This is a genomic window from Mucilaginibacter sp. P4_A11 (assembly GCF_056402535.1).
The window spans coordinates 393,448-418,403 of sequence record NZ_JBFUHE010000006.1 but is presented as its reverse complement, the minus strand read 5'-3'; the positions used below and the strand labels follow the sequence as shown (position 1 = coordinate 418,403).

30 protein-coding genes are annotated in these 24,956 nt (G+C 41.2%); 23 read left to right on the top strand and 7 right to left on the bottom strand.

Annotated features, from left to right (window positions below; genetic code table 11):
- Positions 1 to 109 precede the first annotated feature (109 nt).
- On the top strand, positions 110 to 1,369 hold the full coding sequence (locus AC1DUD_RS14720; protein ID WP_477375548.1) for a prephenate dehydrogenase/arogenate dehydrogenase family protein: 1,260 nt from the start codon (positions 110 to 112) through the stop codon (positions 1,367 to 1,369).
- Between the two features lie 483 nt (positions 1,370 to 1,852).
- Here the strand turns inward: AC1DUD_RS14720 and AC1DUD_RS14715 are convergent, their stop codons facing one another.
- From AC1DUD_RS14715 to AC1DUD_RS14695, 5 genes are all read right to left on the bottom strand, one after another.
- Positions 1,853 to 2,410 carry a hypothetical protein gene (locus AC1DUD_RS14715; protein ID WP_477375546.1) on the bottom strand — a complete coding sequence of 186 codons (558 nt, stop codon included), beginning with the start codon at positions 2,408 to 2,410 and terminating at the stop codon, positions 1,853 to 1,855.
- 150 nt (positions 2,411 to 2,560) lie between these two features.
- On the bottom strand, positions 2,561 to 3,016 hold the full coding sequence (locus AC1DUD_RS14710) for a nucleoside deaminase (RefSeq protein ID WP_477375544.1): 456 nt from the start codon (positions 3,014 to 3,016) through the stop codon (positions 2,561 to 2,563).
- Between the two features lie 89 nt (positions 3,017 to 3,105).
- Entirely contained in the window at positions 3,106 to 3,978 is an 873-nt protein-coding gene (locus AC1DUD_RS14705; protein WP_477375542.1) for an alpha/beta fold hydrolase, read from the bottom strand.
- A gap of 111 nt (positions 3,979 to 4,089) precedes the next feature.
- Positions 4,090 to 4,656: a TetR/AcrR family transcriptional regulator gene (locus AC1DUD_RS14700; RefSeq protein ID WP_477375540.1), complete on the bottom strand. Its 567-nt coding sequence runs from the start codon at positions 4,654 to 4,656 to the stop codon at positions 4,090 to 4,092.
- Between the two features lie 233 nt (positions 4,657 to 4,889).
- The gene (locus AC1DUD_RS14695) at positions 4,890 to 6,092 is read right to left on the bottom strand and encodes a PQQ-dependent sugar dehydrogenase (protein WP_477375538.1); all 1,203 of its coding nucleotides are present in this window, start codon (positions 6,090 to 6,092) and stop codon (positions 4,890 to 4,892) included.
- Between the two features lie 398 nt (positions 6,093 to 6,490).
- Here AC1DUD_RS14695 and AC1DUD_RS14690 point away from each other — a divergent pair, with 398 nt between their 5' ends.
- The 4 genes from AC1DUD_RS14690 (at position 6,491) to AC1DUD_RS14675 (ending at position 11,615) form a co-directional block, all read left to right on the top strand.
- Positions 6,491 to 7,420, top strand: a complete 930-nt coding sequence (locus AC1DUD_RS14690) for a HamA C-terminal domain-containing protein (protein ID WP_477375536.1) — start codon at positions 6,491 to 6,493, stop codon at positions 7,418 to 7,420.
- 12 nt (positions 7,421 to 7,432) lie between these two features.
- Entirely contained in the window at positions 7,433 to 10,099 is a 2,667-nt protein-coding gene (locus AC1DUD_RS14685; protein WP_477375534.1) for a DEAD/DEAH box helicase, read from the top strand.
- A gap of 322 nt (positions 10,100 to 10,421) precedes the next feature.
- Entirely contained in the window at positions 10,422 to 10,721 is a 300-nt protein-coding gene (locus AC1DUD_RS14680; protein WP_477375532.1) for a hypothetical protein, read from the top strand.
- A 507-nt stretch (positions 10,722 to 11,228) separates the two neighbouring features.
- Positions 11,229 to 11,615, top strand: coding sequence for an Imm7 family immunity protein (locus AC1DUD_RS14675; protein ID WP_477375530.1), 387 nt, complete (start codon positions 11,229 to 11,231; stop codon positions 11,613 to 11,615).
- A 150-nt stretch (positions 11,616 to 11,765) separates the two neighbouring features.
- Here the strand turns inward: AC1DUD_RS14675 and AC1DUD_RS14670 are convergent, their stop codons facing one another.
- Positions 11,766 to 12,233 (bottom strand): SRPBCC family protein, encoded by a 468-nt coding sequence (locus AC1DUD_RS14670; RefSeq protein WP_477375528.1) that lies wholly within the window; start codon positions 12,231 to 12,233, stop codon positions 11,766 to 11,768.
- A gap of 1,418 nt (positions 12,234 to 13,651) precedes the next feature.
- Here AC1DUD_RS14670 and AC1DUD_RS14665 point away from each other — a divergent pair.
- Positions 13,652 to 15,364: a hypothetical protein gene (locus tag AC1DUD_RS14665; protein ID WP_477375526.1), complete on the top strand. Its 1,713-nt coding sequence runs from the start codon at positions 13,652 to 13,654 to the stop codon at positions 15,362 to 15,364.
- 19 nt (positions 15,365 to 15,383) lie between these two features.
- On the opposite strand, the gene AC1DUD_RS14660 is transcribed toward AC1DUD_RS14665, so the two are convergent.
- Complete coding sequence (locus tag AC1DUD_RS14660; RefSeq protein ID WP_477375524.1) at positions 15,384 to 16,196, bottom strand: O-fucosyltransferase family protein; 813 nt, start codon at positions 16,194 to 16,196, stop codon at positions 15,384 to 15,386.
- A 707-nt stretch (positions 16,197 to 16,903) separates the two neighbouring features.
- Between AC1DUD_RS14660 and rplC the strand changes: the two genes are divergently transcribed.
- From rplC to rplR, 17 genes are all read left to right on the top strand, one after another.
- Positions 16,904 to 17,521: a 50S ribosomal protein L3 gene (rplC, locus tag AC1DUD_RS14655; protein ID WP_477375522.1), complete on the top strand. Its 618-nt coding sequence runs from the start codon at positions 16,904 to 16,906 to the stop codon at positions 17,519 to 17,521.
- Between the two features lies 1 nt (position 17,522).
- Positions 17,523 to 18,155, top strand: coding sequence for a 50S ribosomal protein L4 (gene rplD / locus AC1DUD_RS14650; RefSeq protein WP_477375520.1), 633 nt, complete (start codon positions 17,523 to 17,525; stop codon positions 18,153 to 18,155).
- A 2-nt stretch (positions 18,156 to 18,157) separates the two neighbouring features.
- Positions 18,158 to 18,448 carry a 50S ribosomal protein L23 gene (gene rplW / locus AC1DUD_RS14645; protein ID WP_477375518.1) on the top strand — a complete coding sequence of 97 codons (291 nt, stop codon included), beginning with the start codon at positions 18,158 to 18,160 and terminating at the stop codon, positions 18,446 to 18,448.
- Between the two features lie 8 nt (positions 18,449 to 18,456).
- A complete protein-coding gene (gene rplB / locus AC1DUD_RS14640; protein WP_330861690.1) occupies positions 18,457 to 19,284 on the top strand; it encodes a 50S ribosomal protein L2 in 828 nt (275 codons plus the stop codon).
- Positions 19,284 to 19,550: a 30S ribosomal protein S19 gene (rpsS, locus tag AC1DUD_RS14635; RefSeq protein WP_022832979.1), complete on the top strand. Its 267-nt coding sequence runs from the start codon at positions 19,284 to 19,286 to the stop codon at positions 19,548 to 19,550. Before rplB ends, rpsS begins: the two co-directional genes overlap by 1 nt.
- A gap of 6 nt (positions 19,551 to 19,556) precedes the next feature.
- Entirely contained in the window at positions 19,557 to 19,979 is a 423-nt protein-coding gene (gene rplV, locus AC1DUD_RS14630) for a 50S ribosomal protein L22 (protein ID WP_477375516.1), read from the top strand.
- 6 nt (positions 19,980 to 19,985) lie between these two features.
- On the top strand, positions 19,986 to 20,867 hold the full coding sequence (gene rpsC / locus AC1DUD_RS14625; RefSeq protein ID WP_377023526.1) for a 30S ribosomal protein S3: 882 nt from the start codon (positions 19,986 to 19,988) through the stop codon (positions 20,865 to 20,867).
- A 50-nt stretch (positions 20,868 to 20,917) separates the two neighbouring features.
- Complete coding sequence (rplP, locus tag AC1DUD_RS14620) at positions 20,918 to 21,340, top strand: 50S ribosomal protein L16 (protein WP_090529269.1); 423 nt, start codon at positions 20,918 to 20,920, stop codon at positions 21,338 to 21,340.
- Between the two features lie 122 nt (positions 21,341 to 21,462).
- Complete coding sequence (gene rpmC, locus AC1DUD_RS14615) at positions 21,463 to 21,672, top strand: 50S ribosomal protein L29 (RefSeq protein WP_022830221.1); 210 nt, start codon at positions 21,463 to 21,465, stop codon at positions 21,670 to 21,672.
- Between the two features lie 25 nt (positions 21,673 to 21,697).
- Positions 21,698 to 21,952 (top strand): 30S ribosomal protein S17, encoded by a 255-nt coding sequence (gene rpsQ, locus AC1DUD_RS14610; RefSeq protein ID WP_477375617.1) that lies wholly within the window; start codon positions 21,698 to 21,700, stop codon positions 21,950 to 21,952.
- Between the two features lies 1 nt (position 21,953).
- Positions 21,954 to 22,322, top strand: a complete 369-nt coding sequence (gene rplN / locus AC1DUD_RS14605) for a 50S ribosomal protein L14 (RefSeq protein ID WP_090529260.1) — start codon at positions 21,954 to 21,956, stop codon at positions 22,320 to 22,322.
- 1 nt (position 22,323) lies between these two features.
- Positions 22,324 to 22,653, top strand: a complete 330-nt coding sequence (gene rplX / locus AC1DUD_RS14600) for a 50S ribosomal protein L24 (protein ID WP_121233543.1) — start codon at positions 22,324 to 22,326, stop codon at positions 22,651 to 22,653.
- Positions 22,653 to 23,216: a 50S ribosomal protein L5 gene (gene rplE / locus AC1DUD_RS14595; RefSeq protein WP_091149795.1), complete on the top strand. Its 564-nt coding sequence runs from the start codon at positions 22,653 to 22,655 to the stop codon at positions 23,214 to 23,216. The genes rplX and rplE overlap by 1 nt, the downstream gene beginning before the upstream one ends.
- On the top strand, positions 23,209 to 23,478 hold the full coding sequence (gene rpsN, locus AC1DUD_RS14590; protein ID WP_091215973.1) for a 30S ribosomal protein S14: 270 nt from the start codon (positions 23,209 to 23,211) through the stop codon (positions 23,476 to 23,478). The genes rplE and rpsN overlap by 8 nt, the downstream gene beginning before the upstream one ends.
- A 147-nt stretch (positions 23,479 to 23,625) precedes the next feature.
- Complete coding sequence (gene rpsH / locus AC1DUD_RS14585) at positions 23,626 to 24,024, top strand: 30S ribosomal protein S8 (protein ID WP_377023524.1); 399 nt, start codon at positions 23,626 to 23,628, stop codon at positions 24,022 to 24,024.
- 17 nt (positions 24,025 to 24,041) lie between these two features.
- Positions 24,042 to 24,599, top strand: a complete 558-nt coding sequence (gene rplF, locus AC1DUD_RS14580) for a 50S ribosomal protein L6 (RefSeq protein WP_477375511.1) — start codon at positions 24,042 to 24,044, stop codon at positions 24,597 to 24,599.
- A gap of 5 nt (positions 24,600 to 24,604) precedes the next feature.
- Positions 24,605 to 24,955 carry a 50S ribosomal protein L18 gene (gene rplR, locus AC1DUD_RS14575; protein WP_477375509.1) on the top strand — a complete coding sequence of 117 codons (351 nt, stop codon included), beginning with the start codon at positions 24,605 to 24,607 and terminating at the stop codon, positions 24,953 to 24,955.
- Position 24,956 lies beyond the last annotated feature (1 nt).

Below are 24,956 nucleotides of genomic sequence, written 5' to 3'. Positions count from 1 at the left end.
GCTATTAACAAAACAGGATATATTCGGTTTTTATTATATCTGCCCTGCATTTTTGAGGCTAAAATAAGCTTTCATACGTAATTAACCTACTCATAGTTATATTAGCGCCATGAATATAGGTATTATTGGCCTGGGCGATATGGGACGTCTCTATGCAAAAGCTTTTGCAAAAGCGGGTTACACCGTTTCGGGCTGCGACCTGCCCGCCAACCGCCAGAAACTGGAGGACGAGCTTACGCCTTTCGGCATCACCGTAATGGATCACGGCAGCGATGTTGCCCGCATCAACGATCTGATCATCTATTCTGTTGAGGCAGAAAGCATGGAGCGGGTGGTGGCTGAATTTGGCCCTTCAACCAAGTATGGTGCTATTGTGGCCGGGCAAACATCAGTTAAATCTCCCGAGATAACGACTTTTGAAAAGCACCTGCCTGCCGATGCTCAGATCGTTACTTTTCATGGTATGCACGGGCCAGGTTTTGAGCCTGCCGGGCAAACGCTCATCCTTATCCCGCATAGGTCGACACCTGATGCCTACCAGCGCATGTATGACTTGTTTACAGCCATTGGCAGCAACATAGTTGAAATTGCCGACTACCACGAACACGACCGCATTGTTGCTGACACCCAGGCCGTGACACACGTTGGTTTTGAAAGCATGGGCACAGCCTGGAAATCGGCTGGCTTTTTCCCCTGGGAGAATGCCTCATATATAGGTGGTATCGATAACGTGAAGATCCTGACTACCCTCCGAATCTTCAGCTATAAAGCCCACGTTTACGCCGGGTTGGCCATCCTGAACCCATATGCCCGTCAGCAGGTGAAGCGCTATGCCGAATCGGAGTCGGAGTTGTTTAAGCTCATGATCAAGGAAGAAGCTGATGCCTTTAAGCAGCGCATTTATCGCGCGCGCGACTTTGTTTTTCACGAAAGCCGCAAGCCCATTATGCTCAATGATACCGTGATGAAGGAGTTCTCGCTCTCCCAGCATGCCGATCACCAAAAGCCCAACTCGCACCTCAGTATATTGAGCATGGTTGATGCCTGGTACCACCTTGGCGTTAACCCTTATGATAACCTCATTTGCCAAACCCCGCCTTTTCGCCTGCGTTTAGGCATTGCGGAGTACCTGTTTAAGAACGAGGAACTGCTGGAAGAATCACTGGAAACAGCCCTGTACGATAAAACCATCCGCGGCGACGATCTGGAGTTTCACTCGGCGGTGAGGGAATGGTCGGCTATTATTGGGTATGGTGATATGGAGGGTTACAAGAAACACTTTAACGATACCCAGGCATTCTTTAGTCACCGGTTGGAAGAGGGGAAAGCCCAAAGCGCGGAGTTGATCCGCAGGCTGATGATGGAGTGATTTTTTTGATTGGGGATTTCGGATGTTCGATTTCGGATTTGTCCTTTTGTCATCCTGAATGTTTTAATCTGTTGGACTCTGAAGAGGAGTTGAAATTAAGCGAAGAGGGTCTGTCGAAGGCGCGCGCAGAGGCCCAGCCCACCATGCTTCGAGGGCCTCAGCATGACACCCATCTTTAATCATATCACAGGCGCAATAGGGAAGGGTCTTCTGCGTATGGTGTGGACCGAAGTGAAGACCGTTTTTAATGTCATTATCCGTCACTGTTCAGTTTTTAAAAGTGTGAACACTTGCTGTTTTTTGCTGATTTTTTATTGTTGATAATCAGTTACTTGTGAATTAGTAAAAATGCGTTAATGGCTGATATGAACAGATGTGTGTTGATAATCAATTTGTTGTGAAATTGTATTTCGAAAAGCTGAACACCCTGTTTTTGAAAGTTGAACACTGACAAGATAGTGGCAGTAAATAGTCGGTGAGGAGTTAACTATAGGATTCGAGAAACTCATTTATAGTATCTTCGCTATCCATGTTCAGAATAGCATTAGCTAACTTTATTTGTCCCTTAGCTAATGCTATAGCTGTTAATGCTGTTGTTGCTAAATCTAAATCCCAATATTGGCTCATAGCAAGTTTTGCAAGATCGGCTAAATTTTCAATTGCTTTGTTATAGTTTGGTTTTAGTGAGTTTGGTATTTGGGGATTATTCTTGTGCCTTTGTATTTCAATCACCGAAATCAGTCCAAGTATATTGTAGTCTACAATTTGTTTTTGTAACGATATTCTAACCAAATGAGGAACCGAATAATATGATGCTAAGCCAACATCTCCCTGATGGTGTAACTCGTTCCATAGTTCTTGATAGATTTGATTAACCATTTGTTTATTGTCTGCAACCTCAAGTTTCTTCAAAGCTATTGAAGCATCGTATAATGTCCCTCTGTAACCGCCTTCTAACGTCGACCACCTTGGATCGTCAAGTCCTAATACCGGTTCATCTACTGATTTCTTAGGGAAGAAGTCACCTAACTTTATTGTCATAAGGTTATTTGTTTCCCAAAGATAGGTAAAGCGCAATTAAAGTGAAATGTAACTTGGCGTCACGACTATTGATGTCAGGTACACATAGGGACGCTTTTGATGGAGGCGAATTGCCTGAAAGTCATTTTTTGCGGTGCAGACGGCCGCTAATCAGGGATATTGAATAACCATTGGCGCTTTGGCCCATGATGTAACCTCGGCAGTTAAAATCGGAAACCGGGGACTGGTTCCGCCTAATTCGCCGCAGGCTTTACTAAAAATTACCTGCTTAATTTTATGATGCCTGATCACGTATGAGCAAAGGATACAGGGTTCAACGTTGGAATAAAGCACGGCGTCTTCGCAGTCACCATGATCGTTAACTGAGTTTAAAATGGCCAGTGTTTCGGCATGGCGGGTAATATCTTTTAACCGGCGGCTCTGTTCAAAAGCTTCGCCGATAATAATCCCGTCTTTAACAATAACACATCCCACAGGGCTTTCACCTTCGGCAGCGGCTTGCCCGGCTAATTCAAGACAGCGTTGCATATATGGTTCATGATCGCTTATAAGAACGTGTTTTTTATAAATGTAGAGGCAAAAATAATCGAAATGTCGGTGCTGCATCAATAACAGACGCAATTAATAAAAGCAATAGAAAATGAAAAAGAGGTATATCACAGGTTCAAATGATATACCTCTTTAACGGGTAATTTTTATTTGCCAGTCTTTTTATCAAGGAACTGCCTGATAGTAGCGGCAATTTCGTTTCCGTGGCTTTCCAGCGCGAAATGGCCTGCATCATATAAATGATATTCCAGGTTCTTTACGTCTTTTTTGTATGCCTCTGCGCCGGCTACCGGGAATATATAATCATTTTTACCGTATACAATCAGCATTTCGGGGTTTTGTGTGCGCAGGTATTCCTGCCATTTAGGATATAGATCCACATTGGTGCGGTAATCATAAAAGAGATCGAGTTGGATTTGTCCGTTTTCGGGCCTTTCGAGGTGGCGGAGATCTATTTCCCAGTTATCCGGACTGATCAGGCTGGGATCTGCTACGCCATGAGTATATTGCCATTTCAGGCCATTGGCATCATGGAAAGTCCTTAAAGTAGCTTCGGCAGTTTTATCATTATGATCTTTCCAGTAAGCTTTGATCGGGTCCCAGAATGCTTCCAGACCTTCATCATAAGCACAACCATTTTGAACAATCAGGGTTTCAATACGGTCTGGATTAGCCGAAGCAATACGCCAGCCAACCGGTGCGCCGTAGTCCATGAGGTATAAGCTGTATTTGCTGATCTGAAGCTGGCTCAGTAATTCAGTCACAATCGACGCGAAATTTTCAAAAGTATAAGCAAATTCTGCAATTGGGGGCTGCTCACTTCTGCCATAACCAGGATAGTCGGGAGCAATCAGGTGGTATTTGTCCGACAGATCATTGATAAGGTTCCTGAACATGTGCGATGAGCTTGGATAGCCATGCAGCAACACTAATACAGGTGCATCCTTTGGTCCTGCTTCACGATAGAAGATGTTCACCCCATTGATCTTGATGAAGTGATGTCGTGTTTGATTTTTCATAATGTTTAATTTTAAAATGTTTGTTTGAAAATTGATTTGTTACCGAACGTTCGGTAAATTTATAATGTGAAAATTATTCTTTTTATTCGGCGCGATGACCGTACTATTAACTTAAGACTGTGTGATCAATAATTCCGGGATTCCCGCAAGGCTGCTTTTAAAATAGCTATTATCCCCGGTAGCACCGGTAAGTACAAGCGAACCCTGAATCACCTGGTTAACCAGCTTCGCATTTTGCCTTGCTTGATCCGGCGATATACCCATATCAACAGCTACATCTGCAAATCCATCTGCCAGCAGGTTAAAGCAATTGGTTACACTTTTTTTAAAAGCATCGGCATCTGTACCTATAGATAATGTTCTGAGCAGGCAATTGTTGGCACCGCCGTTATACAGTTCATCAACAGAAATGATCATCTTTTTTAGCCTTGCTGCTGCCTGTATATTTTTATTTGCTGCTGCCGATACAATATGTTGCAGGATCCATTGTTCAACAATTTCTAACGCATGGGCGGCCATCTCCTTTTTACCGTTAGGAAAGCGGTGATAGAGGCTGGCTTTTTTTAACCCGGTAGCCTTAGCCAGGGCCTCCATCGATGCACCGTCGTAACCCAGCTCGCTGAAGGTCTCAAACAGCTTCAGGTCTACATTTTCGGAGTTAACTTTTTGAGTGCGCATGTTTTAAAAATTATCGGTAATCGTTATTCTGCTTTAATTATGATTCAAATATACTGAACGTTCGGTAAAATAAAAATAAATATTGAACTATCCCTGAATTATGCCACAGATTCGGTGAAAAATACCACTGAATACGATGGATGCCATCGAAAATGATGAAAACAATGATGCCGAAAAAAGTAAACGCCGGGGATGCTCCCCGGCGTTTACTTTTATATTCAGTCTGAAATGAATTATTTACCTATCCTGTACAGGTTACCATTATCGGTAACACCATATAATGCGCCGTCTTTACCTGTAACCAATGATCTCCAGCGTTCGTTCTTATCTTTCAGCAGGCGCTCTTCGGCTACTACTTTGTTGTTTTTGATCACCAGCCTTGCAATGTGCGAGCCGCCAAGCGCGCCCACAAATAAATTATTTTTCCATTCGGGAATCAGGTTGCCGGTATAAAAAGTAATGCCACAGGGCGAGATACTTGGGTCCCAATAATAAATCGGTTGCGTTACGCCTTCTTTTTGCTGTATGCCATCACCTACCTTTTGACCGCTATACTCAATACCGTAGGTTACCACAGGCCAGCCATAGTTTTTACCGGCCCGGATGATATTGATCTCATCGCCGCCACGCGGGCCAAATTCTGCCTCCCATAGTTCGCCGGTTTCAGGGTTTGTGGTCATACCTTCAGGGTTTCTTAAACCGTAGGCAAAAATCTCAGGTAATACTCCGCTTTTACCTGCAAACGGACCGCCGGGAACCGCCTTGCCATCGCGGGTGATATGAACAACCTTACCTACAGCGGCACCCAGGTCCTGGGCTTTCATGCGGATATCTTCGGCACCATGCTCGCCTGTACTTACAAACAGGTTGCCCTGCTTATCAAATACTATGCGCGATCCAAATTGCAAATGCCCGTTATAGGCCGGTTTGGCACGATAAATTACCTGTAAATTTTCGAGTTTACTATCATCGGCAGATAAATGTCCCTTAGCAACCGCAAGCTGGAAGCCGCCTTCTGCCTGTTCGGAGTACGTCCAGAATAAAGTCCTGTTCTTCACAAATGACGAATCGAAGTTCACATCAAGCAAACCACCCTGGCCGCCAACGGCTATGGCCGGCAGTCCTTCAATATTTTTATCGAAACTTCCATCAGCTTTAAGGATCCGCATGGTGCCGCCTTTCTCGGTGATCAGGAAACGGCCATCAGGCAGGCAACGTAATGCCCATGGCGATTTAAGCTGGTGGTTGATCACCGTAACATTCAGTTTTGTTTTTGTCTGGATGCCGCCAATGCGGGTTTGCCCGGCAAAAGCAGGTTTATATTCGCTGTTAGCTTTCTGTGTTTCAACCGGCGGGAGTGACTGAGCATTTGCCCTGCTCACTAAAGTACCCGTGGCTATTAAGGCAAGCAAAATCGATTTATTGGTTATTGACATATGGTTGGAGATAGTTTTCAATTGTAAACAGATTTTTAAAGGTAAGGTTCTGCCTGGTTACCTACCGATTGGAATCAAACTTTTTACAAATCGTGCTTTAAAAATAATGATTCTCTGGGCTGGAGGCATTTGCTGGTGCATGCGTGTGTTGGTGATTTATTTGTTCGCATAGAATTGGGACATATGTTATGCGCGTGCGAAGGGCTTAATAAGTAGTTTCAACGTCAGGCACATTTGCGCACTGGAGTGAAATGGTTTTATAGGGCGATGGCTTGGTTTATAGATATTGAATTTATAGTTAAGTTTATTGTTTTGAGTGAGCGTTTGTAAGATGCTTATAAACAGTTTTCTATGAAATATAATTATAATTGCTATAATTATATTTTGTTTGGTAAAATATGTCGAATCAATGGCAACAACTTATCGAAATTGATCCTGGTTGGGTTAGTCGACAGTTGAATAATCACTTTTATGATTTTCAAGACAAAGTAACTTTGAGAGGTTATACAATCAAAGCCTCTGGTACAACATTGTCACCAACAGGTGTCGTCAAGGAGCTTTACGGCATGTTAATACCTTATGTTCAAAGCGGTAAATTAAATACTCAGCAAGAGATTGTTGCAGCGATGTCTCTTGCGACGAAATTCTTTGGAGAGAAAAATACTCAAACGGATGGCAAATATGGAGAGTTATTATTATTTGCCTTAGTAGAAGCAGTTTTGCAATGTAAAATGGTAGCCCATAAGATTAGAACTCTTAGTAATTTTAAAGATCAAGTCAAAGGGGGCGATGGTATTTTTTTGGGAAATTACTTGATAAATGGGAATGAAGAGAAAGCGTATTTAATTGGAGAATCGAAAATTATGGGTGATTATAATAGTGCTATCAGTGATGCGCTATTATCTATTGACAGATTCCACGATCCAAGTACGGCTGCTGAGTTTTATAACACAGAACTAATAATAGCAAAGGATAATTTGATCATAGGAGATTCGGTGGACTTGGATGAATTATATGATAGATTAACGCCGACGACTGCTGAATTTAGAGAACAAAATTTGATACACCCTATACTATTAATGTATAATTCAAAAAATATAAATGAATTTGAAGTAAAGGCAAATAATAATCAAGAATTAGAATCTTTTATTAAAGATGAGTTTATTAAAAGGAAAGATACTGTAAAAAGGAGTATATTGAAAAAGGTTCAGACGTATCCTAATATCAAAAAGGTATATCTTGATTTCTTTTTGCTTCCATTTAATGATGTTGATTCATTTAGAAATGCTATGTACTATGAAATTCATGGAGTTCCTTTTAAAAAATAATTTTTAATTTCCATGTTTGAAGCAGCTTATACCCATCAATTACTAAATAAAGTTATCGATATTTTAACGCTGAATCAATTTAATTCGTCTTTTAAGTTTAATTCCAAGGCAACGATTGTTAAAGATGACTTAAGGAAATGTGTTTGGTTGGCATCTATCTTATCAAATAGTAAAGATGAGGAACACTTAAAAAAGGTACAATTGTTTAGTTCTCTTTTATTTCTGCAGAATCCGGAAGATTTAGATTTAATACGGGCCTCTTATCTTTTATTTTCTCGAATCGGAAACCTTACAGCAACTAGATTTTTAAAACCACTTTTTGATGAAAGTGAAACTAATGTGGTTAATAAGCAATTCAAATATAATTTTGGAAGCACATTGGATTTAGAAGTTGCAATTGAAAGACAAAATAAAATAATCACTATTTCCTCAAATTCTTATTTAACTACCAAGTTTCAGAAACATCTTTGGGATGATTTAAACAGTAAAAAAAATATAGCGGTTTCTGCACCGACCTCCTCGGGGAAATCGTTTATAATTAAAAAATTTATTCATCAACAGTTTGAGAAAAACAAGAATTATATAGTTCTATACATTGTCCCATCTAAAGCTTTGATAAATCAAGTAAGCGAGGAGCTAAGACGGGAATTTGATATTAATGAGATTGATGTTAGAACCGCTTATATTATTGAGAGCAGTGAATATAAAATAAAAACAAAGCAAATCTATGTTTTAACTCCTGAAAGATGTTTGAGGCTATTGCAGTATGGTTGGAATAGTTATCTCAAATTAGATTTAATATTTGTAGATGAAATACAAAATTTAGAGGAGGAGGAAGGGCGGGGGACCTTATTTGAATTCGTTTTAAAAGAACTAGCTGTATTATGTAAGCAAGCTAAGATAATTTCTGCCGGACCTAATATACAAAATGGTAAAAAATTGTTTTATAAGATATTTGGTGAAGATAGTGCTCCCTCACAAACTACTATTTCGCCTGTATTTCAGATTTTAACAATAGTTAGACCTTTGGATTCTAACAAGATAGAGATTACCATAAATTCAAGGAGAAATATTGAACAAACCTATACAATCGATACTGATTTCAATTTGGCAAAGGAATTTAAAACAAGCATGGGAAGGGGATTATCTCAGCTTGTAAATTTGTTTGGTCAACATGAACAAAACATAATTTATTCGCCCCAGCCAAATCTTGTTCAAAATTGGGCTTTGCTTTATGCTGAAAAAAAATCGAATTCAAAGTTGTCTGTACCAAAACAAATAATGGAGTTAATTGACTTCTTAAAGGAGGAAATTCATCCATTATATTATTTAATAAAATGCCTCAAAGGAGGTATTGCATTTCATCATAGTAAACTTCCCGATATCGTTAGAAAGGAAATTGAGGATGCTTTTTCAGAAGGAAATATCAAAGATCTATTTTGTACATCAACATTAATGGAGGGAGTGAATTTGCCTGCTAATAATTTGTTTGTATTATCTCCTAAAAAGAAAAATATCTTGCTTTCAAACTTTGAATTTGGAAATTTAATTGGTCGTGCAGGGCGTATAAAAGATTCATTGTATGGAACAATTTATTGTGTTGAGAGGAATAATGAAGATTGGGCAAATGGTTACTTAAGTAGTAACTATCAAAAGAACGTTGTTACGGCTTCAGAAAAGTCGATTTGGGAGAAAAATGAGTTTATGATTTATTTAGATAAACCAGTAAAAGAAATCTCCAATACTAAGTCTGCTAATACAGTAGTCTTGTTGCGACAAAAATTTTTAAGGTCTCCAGAAGAGCTTAAAAATTCCTTGGTGGCGAAAGAAATAGATTCAGCTTATATAAATGATATCGTTAATAGTTTGGAAAAAACGTTGGTTGATTTGAAAATTCCAGCCGAGGTCCTCCGATTGAATCCGTCAATAGACCCTTTATTGCAAAATATCTTGTATATCCAAATATTATCTGACGGTGTCAACAGTTGGATGATTGATACAAAGAAGAAAAGAAATATTCCTAAGGAGCAGATAATTAGCACCCCATTTAAAGAAAAAAGTCTGTATTGGCAACTTGTAGACATTATGCAAAGATTAGATGATATTTTCGAAATAAGAGAAGAGTCTAAACGCAAGAATTCTATTAATATTAGTATTAAGCAGATGTGTTTTTATGCTCTAAAGTGGATGGAAAATAAAAGTTATGGTGAACTTATAGAGAATGACTTAAATTATTGGGCGTCGGTTAACCTTTTGAATAAAAATGATGAAACCGAAGTGAATAGCAAAATTAACAGGTTAATTAAAATTTATTCAAATGTTGTATCCTTTGTATTTGTCAAATATTTGAAGCTGCTAATGGATATTGCTGAAAGCCTGATGAGTGAAGACGAAAAACAAGAGTATAAATTCGCATTAGCTTTGCCCACATATTTAGAATTGGGGACAAGTGATCCAATTGTAATGCAATTAATTTCCAAAGGAGTGTCGAGAAGTGTAGCTATCAAAGTTTATCGAATTTTTAAAAAAACACGATTTTTTAACGAGGAAGATGTTTTTAGTTGGTTGTCAAAACAGAATGATTTGCCATTAAAATCTATCTATACAAGATATTTAAGGAGATTGAAATTAATAGCAAGCATTCCTCCTGCCTCAGATTTGGCAGTAGTTAAGATATAAATTTATTTGCTGGTGCATGCTTGTTGTGTGTCTCATCGGATTATTTCTATTGGTCAGATTGACCTTTTACCAAAATATCTCAGGAGAGCATTCGCACAGAGATATCTACGTGTGAGGCTTTGTAAGTGGCCTCAGTTAAGCTGAAAGCTTAACCTGTGTTAGGACGAAGTTACGCTGTCGCTAAACTTCGACCAGTGGAGGGTATGCTGAAATATTCAGCCAGGTACATTAAAGTGCTGTTTCGTGTGTCACCGATTCGTGGCACACCTTTTTTATATAAAAATTTACTATGAGGATATTGAGACACACCAACAATCGACCGATGAACGCCTTAGGAAAGGCGTTGCAGGAACGGTGCGACACGCTCATTGCTTCGCCCGAATCGCACGGCATTTCCTCGCTTGGAGATTTAGAGACCCTGTTGGAAGCGTATAAAGCAACCGTCGCCCCGCAGTTTGCCCGCTGCAATCCCGAATCGCTTCGCGGCGAATTGCACCAGTATCAAACGTTTGAAGTCTATAACCTCATGTATAAGGAACGCATGGTGCTCTCCGTTCTTTCGCGTAAAACGGAATATCAAAGTGCATTTCAGGAATATGATGACGCGAAGGACAGAGTATAGTCTTGTGCCGTCACCGCGCTAAACCCCTTGCTCTGTGTCCCGTCAATCAACAGCTTTATGTAGATATGATACTTCGGCAGGCTGATAAAGTCGTCGTACGTAAATCGGGGGTAAAGTCAGCGTCAACAGGGTGACGGTAAACAAGGTACAGCCGCTTCCTGGCAACCCGGGCTTTCCGCCTCCTACGGGAACCCCGTGCACCACGGTGACCACTTCAAACAATACCAACCAAGCGACGAACCCGTGTTTAAAAAACATGGTTGATGCTACTATATTAGCTGGCGTAAGCAATCAGGTAAACACCAGTGGAAGGTAACCACATTCCAAATGTTACGGTTTTCTCTTTCGTGAATAAGGCGTTTATTGAATATGCTATTGAGTGGATAGTTTCGTAATGGTGAGGGGCGTCGAGATGAAAGCTTAACCTATTTTAGGACGTAGTTTAGCGATAGCGTAACTTCGAGTAGTAGGAGGAGTTAAATGTTAATCTAATTATTAAATATTGATATGATAGAAATTAATGGATGGGTTTCAATTCACGCTTCCTTAGATGGTGAGCATCAAATACAGACGAGTGTCATTTCAAAAGTAGACCAACTGATTCAATCAATGGCAGGATTCAATCAAAATTTTACGATTTCACCTCTAAACGGTTCTTATGTGTTGTTTATCGGAATAAACCATAATCATGATGTTGGTTATACGGACCTAATATATAGTTTGTTAACTGAAATATGTAAACTGGCTCCGGGCAGTTACGGGATTATTTATATCCGGGATCATGAGAGTAGTCTTGATTTTAATAGATTTAAAGTATACAAGGTCGCGAAAGGTTTTGTTTCCATTGAAGAAGATGGATTTCTTTCGCCCTGTGATCGAAAAATAGAAGATTAAAAACCTGACGCGAATATTCAGCACTGGCAATGTGTCGCTAAACTTCGACCAGTGGAAGGTACATTTTGGTGGTATCGTTACTTAGAAGCAAAACTCTGCGCTGCTTTGCTTCTAAGTATTTCTTGACCAGGTTGCCACCTGATTATAAAATCATTTCCCGGCCGGTACTATTTTACTTGCCGTAGAGGTAGTTATCCAGTTCACTAATTGCTCCTGCATATATTGCGTCCAGGCTGGAGCACAGGAATCATAACATTCAAATTCCGGAACCAGGCCAACATGGGTGAACTTAATTTTTGTAGCGTCGCCCTCTGCAAAAATTTCAAAGCAAAGTTTTGTGCCGGTCCATTCGGTTTGATTTTGTACAAAAGTCAGCTTACTGTCTGTAACCAACCAGGTTATCTTTTGATCAGGAATCAATTCAACAAGCTTTTGCTTTGTGTAGTGCATGCCATCGCCGGCAAAAAAGGAAAACTCGTCACCAAGTTTATCCGACTCTCCCTCAAATTTCTCTGAGTACAAGCCGAACCACCACCCACGGACATTTTTCAGCGCGTCGAAAACTTCTTYCGGGCTTTGGTTTACTAATAAGGTTGTTGTGAAATCTGTTTTTGTCATTTTTTTGATCTTTTAGTTGGATAATTCATTATTTAATAAGTTTTTCAGTTTGACTGTCCGGCCCGCGTCGAGCCAAAGTAGTTCATCAGTAACCCTGTCAAAATTCAGTTGCCAATTTAATAGGCCTTGTTAAAATAGGTAACCTATAAGTTACATAAATGTATAAGTAACTTTTGAGTTACGCAATTTTTTTTAGATTTTTTTTTGATTACATCATTTTTGCCGGTGGGCGTGTGTATAGGGTACCATATTTAATTATTGTTGTGCTGATAAGGCTGATCTTTTGGTAGTTGGTAAGTATCGCTATGTTAGAGTTGACTCATATGCGACACCCGTGTGTCAATTAAGTTTAAGTTGACCGACAAAATCCACCAACCTGAAATTTCAATAGGAGGCACCTACAGAGCCCAAAAATGTGCTCTTTTAAGGCTATAAACACGTGGCCCCGCTGGGGCCGGCAAGGTTTTATAATATAAACAGGTATTAATTAAGATATGCTTAAGGATATGTGCACCAGAGGTGTAAAAGGTTTGTAGCATAAAAAGGTATAGAAACACCCTTTGCCCCAGCGGGGCAAAACAAAACGCCTTGCTGGTCAAACAAAACAATTTTGTGGGTTAACCTAACAACTAAGAGGGCTAAGCTGAAAGCTTAAACTATTTTAAGTCGAAGTTACGCTGGCGCTAAACTTCGACCAGTGGAAGGAATATTGGCACCGTCAGCAGGTGACGGGTTTGTTATCAATTCAATATCTCCGATGCTTTTTTTTGTTCGAGAAAAATGCTTGTGAAATCAGATGGCAAATATTTAGCATTATAAACATATTGAGATTATTAGCGACAAATACCAAAACGTTTTCTTTAGATCCACCAGGAATGGGATAAGGCGCTTTTTTGACAAATACTTTATTGGTATTAGTTGTTAGCGTCTGTGCTTTTTTATTTGTAATGGAAAAGAAATTGAAAGGATAGGTTTTAATTATAATCAGATTATCAGCAAAGCTAATTTCCTCTGCCGTATTATTTATCGTCTTGCTTAACGATATGATCTGGCTAATGTTAACGCCCCCCCAATACAACGAGTAACAGTACATCAGAAAGGATATAAGTGTTATCTAAAACACTGCCTTGTTTTTTAAATAGAATAAATGAATAAGCTATAAATACAGCAACCGCAAAAAGGGAATTTTTTACCATTCTTTTTTTTGAGTTTTTATAAACTCACCTAAAGCCTGATCTGTTTTAAAGGTCAACATATAATTATTGGTGGGGCTAAATCTAATGAATAATATTTACCATTTTGGATGCCTATTTCATAGGTATTCCCCATTCATTCCCGCCCATAATACCTTATATTAGTGTAAGTTTTTATAACCAGTCAATTATACACCCGGTTTCCTGTTTATTAAAGATTCCAAGATGAAAAAGGTATCGCTGTTATTTGTATTTCCTGTAGTGTTGTTCGCTACTTATTTGTTTGCGTTCCAGGGTAAAAGGCCGGTGGTGCCGGGTAAGTTAAAACCGGCGACCCCGGTAATGTGCTCATCGGGCGCAGCGGATGAGGCAGATACGGCGGCGAACGGCAAATTTATACCGCGCTTACCCGGCTGGGGACATTATAGCTATACCATAGCTGCCCGTAATGACAGCGCCCGGTTTTACTTTAACCAGGGCCTAACCATGTATTACAGCTATCACATGAAAGAAGCATTTGCATCATTCAAAGAGGCGTCGCGCTTTGATCCTTCAGCTGCCATGACGTATTGGGGGCAGGCTTTGAGCCTTGGTCCTTACTATAATGCAGGCGGACCTTATGTTGCGCCTGCCGGTTTGCCTGCTGTTTTAAAACAAATGAACGCCGCTGCCGGGAATGCTCCCGAAAAGGAAAAGGCGCTGATAGCAGTGATGAACCTTCGCTACCCGCAGGGTGGCAGCCATGCCAGCGATGATGAAGCTTACGCACAGGGCATGAAGAAACTGATGCAATCCTACCCGGCAGATGCCGACCTTAAAATGCTGTACATTGATGGGGTGATGCTTATTCACCCCTGGGATTTTTGGGCACCCGACGGTACCGACAAGCCATGGACTGCCGAACTGGTTGCAATTTGTAAAGGTGTTTTAAATACAAATCCCGAGCACCCGGCGGCACTACATTATTATATTCACCTAACCGAAGCTTCGCGTAATCCCGGTGTTGCGCTGGCTAATGCCGGGGCTTTGAAAAAGCTGTTCCCCGGTATCGGGCATATGGTGCATATGTCGAGCCATGTTTACCAGCGCAATGGCCTGTATTTTCAGGGTGTTGACGCCAATGAAAAAGCAGCTAAATGTATAGTTACCTATGCCGACATGGTAAAGAACATCAGTCTCACTAAAATCAACTCCCACTTTTACGCTGTCGAAACGCTTTGCGCCTTTAACGGTGCCATGTATAAAAGGGGCATGGAATCGGCGCAGCGCTGCCGTAATGCTGTAAAACCATCGGCAGGCGATACGTATTCGCAATACCTGTATATGATGCCCGTGCTTACTATGGTGCGCCTTGGCAAATGGCACGAACTGTTGAAAGACAGTATTGGGCCTAACCCGCAATGGGCGTATGCGCAGGTCCTGCACCATTTTGCCCGTGGACTGGCGCTACTGTACACCGGGAAACAGGATTCGGCCGAAGCCCAGCTTACATTGCTGCGCGCCGGGCTTGATGACCCGGCTTTTAAAAAGCGACATATTCCGTTTAACACTGCACTGGACGGTGCAACCATCGCCGAAAATATATTGGATGGTGCTATTTTGCTTGGGAAGAATAAGTTTGATGAAGGTATGGCCTCCTTTAAAAAAGCGGTGGCGGTGGAGGATAATATGATTTACGCTGAGCCTGCCGAGTGGCCTATCCCTGCGCGGCAGTTCCTGGGTGCCTACCTGCTTAAAGCTGATTATAATCCGCAGGCTGAAACTATTTATCGTGAAGACCTGGAGCGGAACCCAGGCAATGGCTGGTCAATGCTGGGCATGTATCAAAGTTTAAAAGCACAAAATCATACGGAAAAGCTGGCTTATTACAAGTCGGGTTTTACACGTTCGTTTTCACATGCCGATGAGGTGCCCACAAGTTCGGTGGTTACTAATTGAATTGAAACAGGGATGGCGATCATTGATCTTTTTTTATTATCCCCAGGGGGGTATCGCCTATCCATGCGGCCACTTCCGAAAACGAGCTCCAGTACGATCCCAGGATCCGTCCTGTGCCGGCAAGCACAAAAAGATCAACCACAGCCGCCTGGATGCCGGCAACTGTTTGGCGACTTAGATCTTTGGGGCGGCTAATTATCCTATCGCCAAATATCAGTTTCAGCTCAAGCTCAACATTAACATCGTCTGTCGCAAGGAAAAAGCGGGTAGTATCGTCAGTCGCAAGGAGCTCCTTCATTCGCGTGGTAAACAACTCCAGCGGACTGTTTGCAATTGACATCGCGTTGTCTGTACGCCTAACCTGTACACCAACTGCCGTTGGGCCAAGCAAGCCTAACAGTTCATTAATTTTAAGGCTAAGCGAGGAGATAGGCTTAAAAAGTTTGAACTCGTCAATGCTGTCAGTAAAGCGCTGGCAGGTTTTTATGTAGATGCGTTTATGATGACGGACGGTTTCATAAACATCTATGAACTGATGATCCTCGTCGGTGATGCAGATATCAACCCGGGCAATCAGGTTTTTAAGTTTGGCCTTAAACCGGCTTTTGCTATTGGGTTGAACAGTACGTGTTACAAAATCAAATGCCCGCTTTTTGGGGATGACGGTAAAATCGGTAATTGGTTCAAGCAACAGGTGGTAGGAGCAGTTAAGCTCGTGCGACCCATTCCAGATCACATACAGTTGGGTGTTAAGCTTGCGTTTAAGCCAGATGCCGTTAGCAATAACCCGTAGCCTGTTGGCAAGTCCGCCCTGTGGTTCTAAATAGATCATACCTGTTTTTATCCGGCATAAGTATAAGGAATAATTGGGGCAGGGGAAAGGGCTAATTTATGTACATATATATTATTAGTTAAGCGAAAGACGTAAAATACGCCATTTTATAACGTTGGTTGTTATTACAAGTTGATAATATGGGCGTTGCCTGCGGCCCGGGCTGTACGTTCCAGGTCCTCGCCTGTCCATCTGCACAAGCTCCCGCGCGCTGCGGGCTTTCCACTGCCATCCCTCGCGGGCCTGCGCACCGTAGCTGTAAAACTTCAGGAAATATATTTTTATACGTCATCACGATTTTCTCTTGTGATTACTCAATGGCATCTTGTTGTATTTATGAAAAATGTTTTTTCATCTTATCAGCGATTGTGTTTTAAAGCAGGCGATGAGCCGAATAATCACCGTTCCAATTTTCCGCCAATCCTTAAAAATTTCCCCAACCCATCTCTGATTTTACGCCGTCAATCCGGTGATGTGGTAACATGCCTTCCAAAATAGCCGCGAAAAGTCAAAAAATCAAACCGGCTAAGCATTAGCCAAATACCTTTCAAACATATGTTAAAACGCGGATGCAAAAATTATAAAAAAATAACTTACTAACTATTTGATAATTAATACAAAGTTTCTATCTTTGCCGTCCCTTTCGGGGGAGAAATATGTCTTGAACGAAGCCCTACTGCTTCGATGGACACAAACAAATTAAGAAAATGTCAGGAATTATTGGTAAAAAAGTAGGAATGACCAGCATTTTCGACGAGACAGGGAAGAATATCCCTTGTACTGTGATCGAAGCTGGCCCTTGCGTGGTAACCCAGATCAAATCTGTGGATATCGATGGATATGCAGCTGTTCAGCTTGCATATGGCGACAAAAAGGAAAAAAACACTTCTGGACCGTTAAAAGGTCACTTCCAAAAAGCAGGTACAACCCCAAAAAGGAAACTTGTTGAATTCAAAACTTTCGAGGACGAAAAATCATTAGGCGACACCGTTACTGTCGAGATTTTTGCCGCGGGAGATTTTGTGGATGTGGTTGGTACCTCTAAAGGTAAAGGTTTTCAGGGTGTGGTAAAACGTCACGGTTTTGGTGGTGTGGGTATGCAAACTCACGGTCAGCACAATCGTTTACGTGCGCCAGGTTCATTGGGAGCGTCATCATGGCCATCACGTGTATTTAAAGGTATGCGCATGGCAGGTCAAACCGGAAACGTTCGCGTTAAAACACAAAACTTACAAGTGGTTAAAGTGTTCGCTGAGCAGAATCTGTTAGTAGTTAAAGGTTCCATCCCCGGAGCTAAGGGTTCATTCGTAATAGTGGATAAATAAGATGGAAATTAACGTATTGAACGTATCAGGTAAAGAAACAGGTGCCAAGGTGCAGCTTCCTGAGTCGGTTTTCGGTATTGAACCAAATGATCACGCTATCTATCTTGATGTTAAGCAATTTCTTGCTAACCAGCGTCAGGGTACACATAAATCAAAACAGCGTAATGAAATTGCAGGTTCAACCCGCAAATTATACAAACAAAAAGGTACAGGTGGTGCCCGTGCCGGTAGCGTAAAATCTCCATTATTTAATGGTGGTGGCCGTGTATTCGGTCCGCAACCCCGCGATTACAGCTTTAAATTAAACAAAAAGCTTAAATCACTGGCCCGTAAATCAGCTTTATCATACAAAGCAAAAGATAACAATATTTTAGTGTTGGAAGACTTTAATTTTGATAGCATCAAAACTAAAAACTACATTAAAATGGAGGCCGATCTGAATGTTACCAACGATAAAACATTATTGGTAGTAGCAGACGCTGAAAATAACAATGTTTATTTATCAAGCAGAAACCTGAAAAAAACTAAAGTAATTTCAGTTGAGCAGCTTAACACTTATGATGTGTTAAACGCCGGCAAACTTTTGTTAACTACAGGTGCTGTTAAAACTTTGGAGGAAGCATTAGCTAAGTAATTATGGAAATTTTAAAACAACCCCTACTTACTGAAAAAGTTACTCAGTTAACTGAAAAGCTTAACCGTTATGCTTTCAAAGTTGATCACAGGGCTAACAAAATTCAGATCAAAGGTGCCATTGAGGCAATGTATGGTGTAAACATCACAGCGGTGAACACCATGAAATACGTCGGTAAACTAAAAACCCGCAATACTAAGGCAGGCGCCGTATCTGGCCGCGCTGCAACTTACAAAAAAGCGATAGTTACGTTGAAGGACGGAGAAGTAATTGATTTTTACAGCAATATATAATTATAGACATGGCAGTAAAGAGATTTAAACCGGTTACCCCCGGTACCCGCTTCAGAATTGATGTATCTAACTCGGATATTACAACAAACGTTCCTGAAAAATCGTTGGTTGTAGCAGCTAATACAAGGTCTGGCGGTCGTAACAGCAGCGGTAAAATGACTATGCGTTACTTAGGTGGTGGTCATAAACAAGCATACAGGTTAATTGATTTCAAACGTAATAAATTTAACATCCCGGCAAAAGTTGCAACTATCGAGTACGATCCTAACCGTTCGGCCCGTATTGCTTTGCTTCACTTTGCAGATGGCGAAAAACGTTATATGATTGCTCCGGAAGGCTTAACAGTTGGTACGGTAGTAGTAGCAGGCGAAGGTGCTGCACCAGAGGTTGGTAACACCCTGCCTTTGAAAAACATCCCGCTTGGTTCAATCATCCACAACATTGAGTTAAACCCTGGCCAGGGTGGCGTAATTGCCCGCAGCGCCGGTACTTATGCTCAGTTATCAGCACGTGATGGTAAATATGCCATTATCAAATTGCCTTCTGGCGAAACACGTATGATCTTGTCAACTTGTTTGGCAACTATCGGTACCGTTTCAAATGGCGAAAAAGCAAATGCGGTATTAGGTAAAGCCGGCCGCAAACGCTGGTTAGGTCGCAGACCAAGGGTACGTGGTGTAGCCATGAACCCGGTAGATCACCCTATGGGTGGTGGTGAAGGCCGTGCCTCAGGTGGTCATCCACGTTCACGTAAAGGTTTATTGGCTAAAGGCTACAAAACCCGTGATAAGAAGAAATCATCGGATCGTTACATCATTGAAAGAAGGAAGAAATAATGGCTCGTTCAATTAAAAAAGGACCTTACATCGATCATAACTTAGATAAGAAAGTTATGGTGCTGAATGATGCAAATAAAAAATCAGTTGTAAAAACATGGTCACGTCGTTCCATGATCTCTCCTGATTTCGTTGGTCATACATTCGCTGTACACAACGGTAACAAGTTTATCCCTGTGTACGTAACAGAAAACATGGTTGGTCACAAGCTGGGAGAGTTTGCACCAACCCGTACATTCCGCGGACACGCAGAAAAGAAAAAATAACAGGCAATGGAAGCAACAACAAAAATTAAAAAGTCTGTACTGATCAGGCAACAAAAAGAAGCTGCGAAAGCTCTTGTAGGCGGCGCTTCTGTTGCTAAGTTACAGGACTGTCCAACTTCACCACGCAAAATGCGTTTGGTGGTTGATTTGATCCGCGGTGAAAATGTATTTAAAGCTTTAAGCATTTTAAAGTTCACCAATAAAGAAGCAGCTATCCGCGTTGAAAAATTGCTTTTATCGGCAATTAACAACTGGCAAGCCAAAAATGAAGGTAAAAATGCCGATGATCTTTTTGTAAAAGAAGTATCTGTAGGCGGTGGCCGTCAGCTGAAAAGGTTACGCCCTGCTCCGCAAGGAAGGGGATACCGTATCCGTAAACGCTCAAACCACATAACACTTGTTGTGGATAGTAAAAACGATAACAATTAATTTGAAATGGGACAGAAAGCACATCCAATAGGTAACAGGTTAGGGATCATCAGAGGTTGGGATTCTAACTGGTTCGGTGGTAACAACTACTCCGACAAATTAGTTGAAGACGAAAAGATCCGCAAATACCTTTCAGCTCGTATTGCTAAAGGTGGTGTATCTAAAGTAGTTATCGAGCGTACTTTAAAACGCATTACTGTAACTATCCACACTGCCCGTCCGGGTATTGTGATCGGTAAAGGCGGTCAGGAAGTTGACAAGATCAAAGAAGAGTTGAAAAAACTTACCAAAAAGGAAGTTCAGATCAACATTTTCGAGATCAAACGTCCTGAGCTTGATGCACAATTAGTAGCAGAAGGCATTGCAAAACAATTAGAAGCACGTATCTCTTTCCGTCGTGCCATGAAAACCACAATCGCTGCAACCATGCGTATGGGTGCCGAAGGTATCAAGGTAATGACTTCAGGCCGTTTAGGCGGCGCTGAGATGGCACGTAGCGAGCAATATAAAGAAGGCAGGATTCCTTTGCACACTTTCCGCGCTGACATTGACTACGCATTAGCAGAAGCATTAACTACCTATGGTAAAATAGGTGTTAAAGTTTGGATCTGCAAAGGCGAAGTTTATGGCAAACGCGATCTTTCTCCAAACATTGGCGGTACCAGCAGCGCAAGCGGCAAAGGTGGCAGGCCAGAGGGCGGTGCACCAGGCTTTGGTGGCCGTGGTAACGAAAGAGGCGGCGAGCGCGGCGGTGAGCGTCGTGGCGACAGGAAACCAGGTGGCGATCGTCGTGGCGGTGGCCAGGGTGGTAACCGTCCAGGCGGACAAGGTGGAAACCGTCCGGGTGGACAAGGTGGAAACCGTCCAGGTGGCCCGGGTAAGAGATAATAATTAAAGTACAAGACAAATATCGAATAACGATATAAAAGCTTAAGAAAATGCTACAGCCAAAAAGAACGAAGTTCAGAAAGATGCAAAAAGGCAGGATGAAAGGTTTAGCCACCCGTGGTGCTGAACTTTCATTTGGATCTTTTGGTGTTAAATCACTCGAAGCGGCATGGATCACCAGCCGTCAGATCGAGGCTGCACGTATCGCTGTAACACGTTTTATGAAACGTGAAGGCCAGGTTTGGATCAGGATATTTCCTGACAAACCTGTAACCAAGAAACCTGCAGAGGTACGTATGGGTAAAGGTAAAGGTGCTCCTGAATACTGGGTTGCGGTAGTACGCCCCGGAAGGATCATTTTTGAAGCCGAAGGTGTGCCTTTGGAAGTTGCTAAAGAGGCTTTACGCCTTGCAGCACAGAAATTACCAGTGCAAACTAAATTTATTGTACGTAGGGATTACGTAGAAGCATAAATTGAGGAGTTAGTTGAGAGTTGTAAAGTTTTAATGTTGTGAAGTTAGATGCCGAATTTCACCCATCAAATGAAACGATACAACGTTTAAACTTACCAACAGACAACAAATAACAAAGAAAAATGAAGAACTCAGAAATTTTGGGCCTATCAACTGAAGAGATTGTTGCTAAGATCAGCGAGGAAAGGGCTACCCTTACCAAATTGAAATTTGCTCATGCAGTTTCAGCTATTGAGAACCCATCCCGTATAACAAAAGTACGCAAGGGAATTGCTCAGTTAAATACTGAATTAACAAAACGTAAAGCGGCGGCCGCTTCTGATAAAAATTAATTTTTTAAACATTCGGAAAATGGAATTGGAAAGAAATTTAAGAAAAACACGTACCGGCCTCGTAGTTAGCAACAAGATGGATAAATCTATCGTTGTAGCCGTTGAACGTAAGGTGAAACACCCTATCTACGGTAAGTTCGTAAAAAAAACTACCAAATTTAAGGCTCATGACGAAACTAATACTTGTGGCGTAGGCGATACAGTATTGATCATGGAAACCCGCCCGCTGAGCAAAACCAAAAACTGGCGATTAGTTGAAATTTTAGAAAGGGCTAAATAAGATGGTACAACAGGAATCAAGATTAACAGTAGCCGACAATAGCGGCGCTAAAGAAGTTTTAGTGATCCGTGTATTGGGTGGTACCGGTAAAAGGTATGCATCAATCGGCGATAAAATTGTGGTTACCGTAAAAAGCGCTTTACCATCAGGTAACGTGAAAAAAGGTACCGTATCAAAAGCCGTAGTTGTGCGCACTAAAAAAGAGATCCGTAGAAAAGACGGTTCATATATCCGTTTCGACGATAACGCAGCTGTGTTGTTAAACAACCAGGACGAGCCAAGAGGTACACGTATCTTTGGCCCTGTTGCAAGGGAACTGCGCGAGAAACAATTTATGAAAATTGTATCATTAGCACCGGAGGTATTGTAACATGGAAAAGAAAGTAAAATTAAAGATCCGTAAAGGCGACCTGGTTAAAGTTATCGCCGGCGATTCAAAAGGATCACAAGGCAAAATCGTTGAGGTTTTGGTAGATAAGAACAGGGCTATTGTTGAAGGTGCCAATATGGTATCAAAACATACCAAACCTAATGCTGCTAACCCTAACGGCGGAATTGTTAAACAAGAAGCTGCTATACATATTTCAAACCTAATGCTGGTTGATCCTAAATCAGGAAATCCAACCCGTGTTGGCCGTCAAAAAAATGACGCCGGCAAATTAGTAAGGGTAGCAAAAAAATCAGGGGAGGAAATTAAGTAATGACTTACATACCAAGATTAAAAACAAAATACAAGGACGAGATCCGCACCGCACTGAAAGATAAGTTTCAGTACAAAAGCGTAATGCAGGTTCCTAAATTGGAGAAAATTGCCATTAACCAGGGTGTAGGTGGTGCAACTACCGACAAGAAATTGATCGAAAACACCATTACTGAGTTAACTACCATCACTGGTCAGCAAGCAGTATCTTCAAAATCTAAAAAAGATATCTCAAACTTTAAATTGCGTAAAAATATGCCGGTTGGCGTACGTGTTACCCTGCGTGACAACACAATGTATGAGTTTTTGGATCGTTTAATCGCTGTTGCCCTGCCACGTATCCGTGACTTCAAAGGCATTAACGATAAAGGTTTTGACGGAAGAGGCAACTATACATTAGGTATTACTGAGCAAATTATCTTCCCTGAGATAAATATTGACAAAATCAATAAAATCCAAGGTATGGATATTACCTTTGTAACCTCCGCAACAAACGATGTTGAAGCATTGGAGTTGTTGAAACAATTTGGTTTACCATTTAAAAATCAAAATAGCAATGGCTAAAGAAGGTGTAAAAGCACGTGAAGTAAAGCGCGCAAAATTAGTAGCTAAATTCGCTGAAAAAAGAGCTGCTTTGAAAGAAGCAGGTGATTACGCTGCTTTAGATAAATTACCAAAAGCATCATCACCGGTAAAATTGCACAACCGTTGCAAATTAACCGGCCGCCCTCGTGGTTACATGCGTCAGTTTGGCATTTCACGTGTTACATTCCGTGAAATGGCTCTTGAAGGCAAGATCCCGGGAGTAAAAAAAGCAAGCTGGTAAGCAAAAGCTGAAAGCAAAAGGCGAAAAGCGTAAGGCATAAAAGCTTTAGGCTTTTTGCTTTATGCGTTGAGCTTGAAAAATGAATTTAACCGATGGAAGGTCGCCCCGGATGTTACGGGAAGGAAACCACCGTCATAACACAATAAAATGAATACAGATCCAATCGCAGATTATCTTACAAGAGTAAGGAATGCTATTAAAGCCAACCACCGGGTTGTTGAAATTCCTGCATCAAATCTGAAAAAGGAAATCACTAAGGTGCTTTTCGACAAAGGTTACATCGCAAATTACAAGTTTGAAGACAATGGTCCTCAGGGCAGCATTAAAGTTGCTTTAAAGTACCACCCGATAACTAAAATTTCTGCAATCCGCAGCATTTCGCGTATCAGTAAACCAGGTTTGAGGAAATATGCAGGTACAAGCAATTTACCACGCGTATTAAATGGTTTAGGAATCGCCATCCTGTCAACATCAAAAGGCGTTATGTCTGATAAAGAGGCACGTCAGCAAAATGTTGGTGGTGAGGTTTTATGCTACGTTTATTAATAGAAGAAATTTAAGCAATGTCAAGAGTAGGAAAAGCACCGATAGCACTGCCACAAGGAGTAACCATTACAGTATCAGCAGAGAATGTTGTTACCGTTAAAGGTCCTAAAGGTGAGTTGCAACAGGCAATTGATAGCGATATCACTATTGCACAGGAAGACGGCCAGTTACTGGTTCAACGTCCGTCCGAACAAAAACGTCACAAAGCATTACATGGTTTATACCGTGCGCTTTTAAATAACATGGTAATTGGTGTAACTGAAGGTTACAAAGTGACCCAGGAATTAGTGGGTGTAGGTTACCGTGCAACCAATACAGGTAATACATTAGATTTAGTGTTGGGTTACTCTCACCACTATGTATTTGAATTACCACAAGAAATTAAAGTTACAACCACTGCTGATAAGGGTAAAAACCCAACCATTATACTTGAATCAATTGACAAACAGTTAATTGGCCAGGTAGCAGCTAAAATACGTTCGTTACGTGCTCCAGAGCCTTACAAAGGTAAAGGTATTAAGTTCCAGGGCGAAATATTAAGAAGAAAAGCAGGTAAATCAGCATCTAAAAAATAATCGTCATGGGAGCTAAACTATCAAGAAGAGACAGGATTAAAAAAGGCATCAGAAAGCGCCTTTCAGGGTCAACAGAGCGTCCCCGCCTGTCAGTATTTAGAAGTAATAAAGGTATTTATGCGCAGATCATTGACGATGTAACCGGTAAAACTTTAGTATCAGCATCATCTTTGTCAAAAGAATTTGCCGCTGAAGGTTCAAAATCAGATCAGTCAATAGCTGTAGGCAAACTGGTAGCTTCAAAGGCTATCGCCGCAGGTATTAAAGATGTGGTTTTCGACAGGAACGGTTACCTGTACCATGGCCGTGTTAAGTCATTGGCTGAAGGTGCACGTGAAGGTGGTTTAAACTTTTAAT

Excerpts from the sequence above, each read along its gene's own strand:
- rplD (WP_477375520.1), top strand. The coding sequence starts at position 17,523 with ATGGAAATTAACGTATTGAACGTATCAGGTAAAGAAACAGGTGCCAAG.
- AC1DUD_RS14665 (WP_477375526.1), top strand. The coding sequence starts at position 13,652 with ATGAAAAAGGTATCGCTGTTATTTGTATTTCCTGTAGTGTTGTTCGCT.
- AC1DUD_RS14685 (WP_477375534.1), top strand. The coding sequence starts at position 7,433 with ATGTTTGAAGCAGCTTATACCCATCAATTACTAAATAAAGTTATCGAT.
- rplW (WP_477375518.1), top strand. The coding sequence starts at position 18,158 with ATGGAAATTTTAAAACAACCCCTACTTACTGAAAAAGTTACTCAGTTA.
- AC1DUD_RS14675 (WP_477375530.1), top strand. The coding sequence starts at position 11,229 with ATGATAGAAATTAATGGATGGGTTTCAATTCACGCTTCCTTAGATGGT.
- rpsC (WP_377023526.1), top strand. The coding sequence starts at position 19,986 with ATGGGACAGAAAGCACATCCAATAGGTAACAGGTTAGGGATCATCAGA.
- rplN (WP_090529260.1), top strand. The coding sequence starts at position 21,954 with ATGGTACAACAGGAATCAAGATTAACAGTAGCCGACAATAGCGGCGCT.
- AC1DUD_RS14680 (WP_477375532.1), top strand. The coding sequence starts at position 10,422 with ATGAACGCCTTAGGAAAGGCGTTGCAGGAACGGTGCGACACGCTCATT.
- AC1DUD_RS14660 (WP_477375524.1), bottom strand. The coding sequence starts at position 16,196 with ATGATCTATTTAGAACCACAGGGCGGACTTGCCAACAGGCTACGGGTT.
- AC1DUD_RS14720 (WP_477375548.1), top strand. The coding sequence starts at position 110 with ATGAATATAGGTATTATTGGCCTGGGCGATATGGGACGTCTCTATGCA.
- rplB (WP_330861690.1), top strand. The coding sequence starts at position 18,457 with ATGGCAGTAAAGAGATTTAAACCGGTTACCCCCGGTACCCGCTTCAGA.
- rplE (WP_091149795.1), top strand. The coding sequence starts at position 22,653 with ATGACTTACATACCAAGATTAAAAACAAAATACAAGGACGAGATCCGC.
- rplP (WP_090529269.1), top strand. The coding sequence starts at position 20,918 with ATGCTACAGCCAAAAAGAACGAAGTTCAGAAAGATGCAAAAAGGCAGG.
- rpmC (WP_022830221.1), top strand. The coding sequence starts at position 21,463 with ATGAAGAACTCAGAAATTTTGGGCCTATCAACTGAAGAGATTGTTGCT.
- rplF (WP_477375511.1), top strand. The coding sequence starts at position 24,042 with ATGTCAAGAGTAGGAAAAGCACCGATAGCACTGCCACAAGGAGTAACC.
- AC1DUD_RS14700 (WP_477375540.1), bottom strand. The coding sequence starts at position 4,656 with ATGCGCACTCAAAAAGTTAACTCCGAAAATGTAGACCTGAAGCTGTTT.
- rpsS (WP_022832979.1), top strand. The coding sequence starts at position 19,284 with ATGGCTCGTTCAATTAAAAAAGGACCTTACATCGATCATAACTTAGAT.
- AC1DUD_RS14710 (WP_477375544.1), bottom strand. The coding sequence starts at position 3,016 with ATGCAGCACCGACATTTCGATTATTTTTGCCTCTACATTTATAAAAAA.
- rplV (WP_477375516.1), top strand. The coding sequence starts at position 19,557 with ATGGAAGCAACAACAAAAATTAAAAAGTCTGTACTGATCAGGCAACAA.
- AC1DUD_RS14695 (WP_477375538.1), bottom strand. The coding sequence starts at position 6,092 with ATGTCAATAACCAATAAATCGATTTTGCTTGCCTTAATAGCCACGGGT.
- AC1DUD_RS14690 (WP_477375536.1), top strand. The coding sequence starts at position 6,491 with ATGTCGAATCAATGGCAACAACTTATCGAAATTGATCCTGGTTGGGTT.
- rplR (WP_477375509.1), top strand. The coding sequence starts at position 24,605 with ATGGGAGCTAAACTATCAAGAAGAGACAGGATTAAAAAAGGCATCAGA.
- rplX (WP_121233543.1), top strand. The coding sequence starts at position 22,324 with ATGGAAAAGAAAGTAAAATTAAAGATCCGTAAAGGCGACCTGGTTAAA.
- rpsN (WP_091215973.1), top strand. The coding sequence starts at position 23,209 with ATGGCTAAAGAAGGTGTAAAAGCACGTGAAGTAAAGCGCGCAAAATTA.
- rplC (WP_477375522.1), top strand. The coding sequence starts at position 16,904 with ATGTCAGGAATTATTGGTAAAAAAGTAGGAATGACCAGCATTTTCGAC.
- AC1DUD_RS14715 (WP_477375546.1), bottom strand. The coding sequence starts at position 2,410 with ATGACAATAAAGTTAGGTGACTTCTTCCCTAAGAAATCAGTAGATGAA.
- AC1DUD_RS14705 (WP_477375542.1), bottom strand. The coding sequence starts at position 3,978 with ATGAAAAATCAAACACGACATCACTTCATCAAGATCAATGGGGTGAAC.
- rpsH (WP_377023524.1), top strand. The coding sequence starts at position 23,626 with ATGAATACAGATCCAATCGCAGATTATCTTACAAGAGTAAGGAATGCT.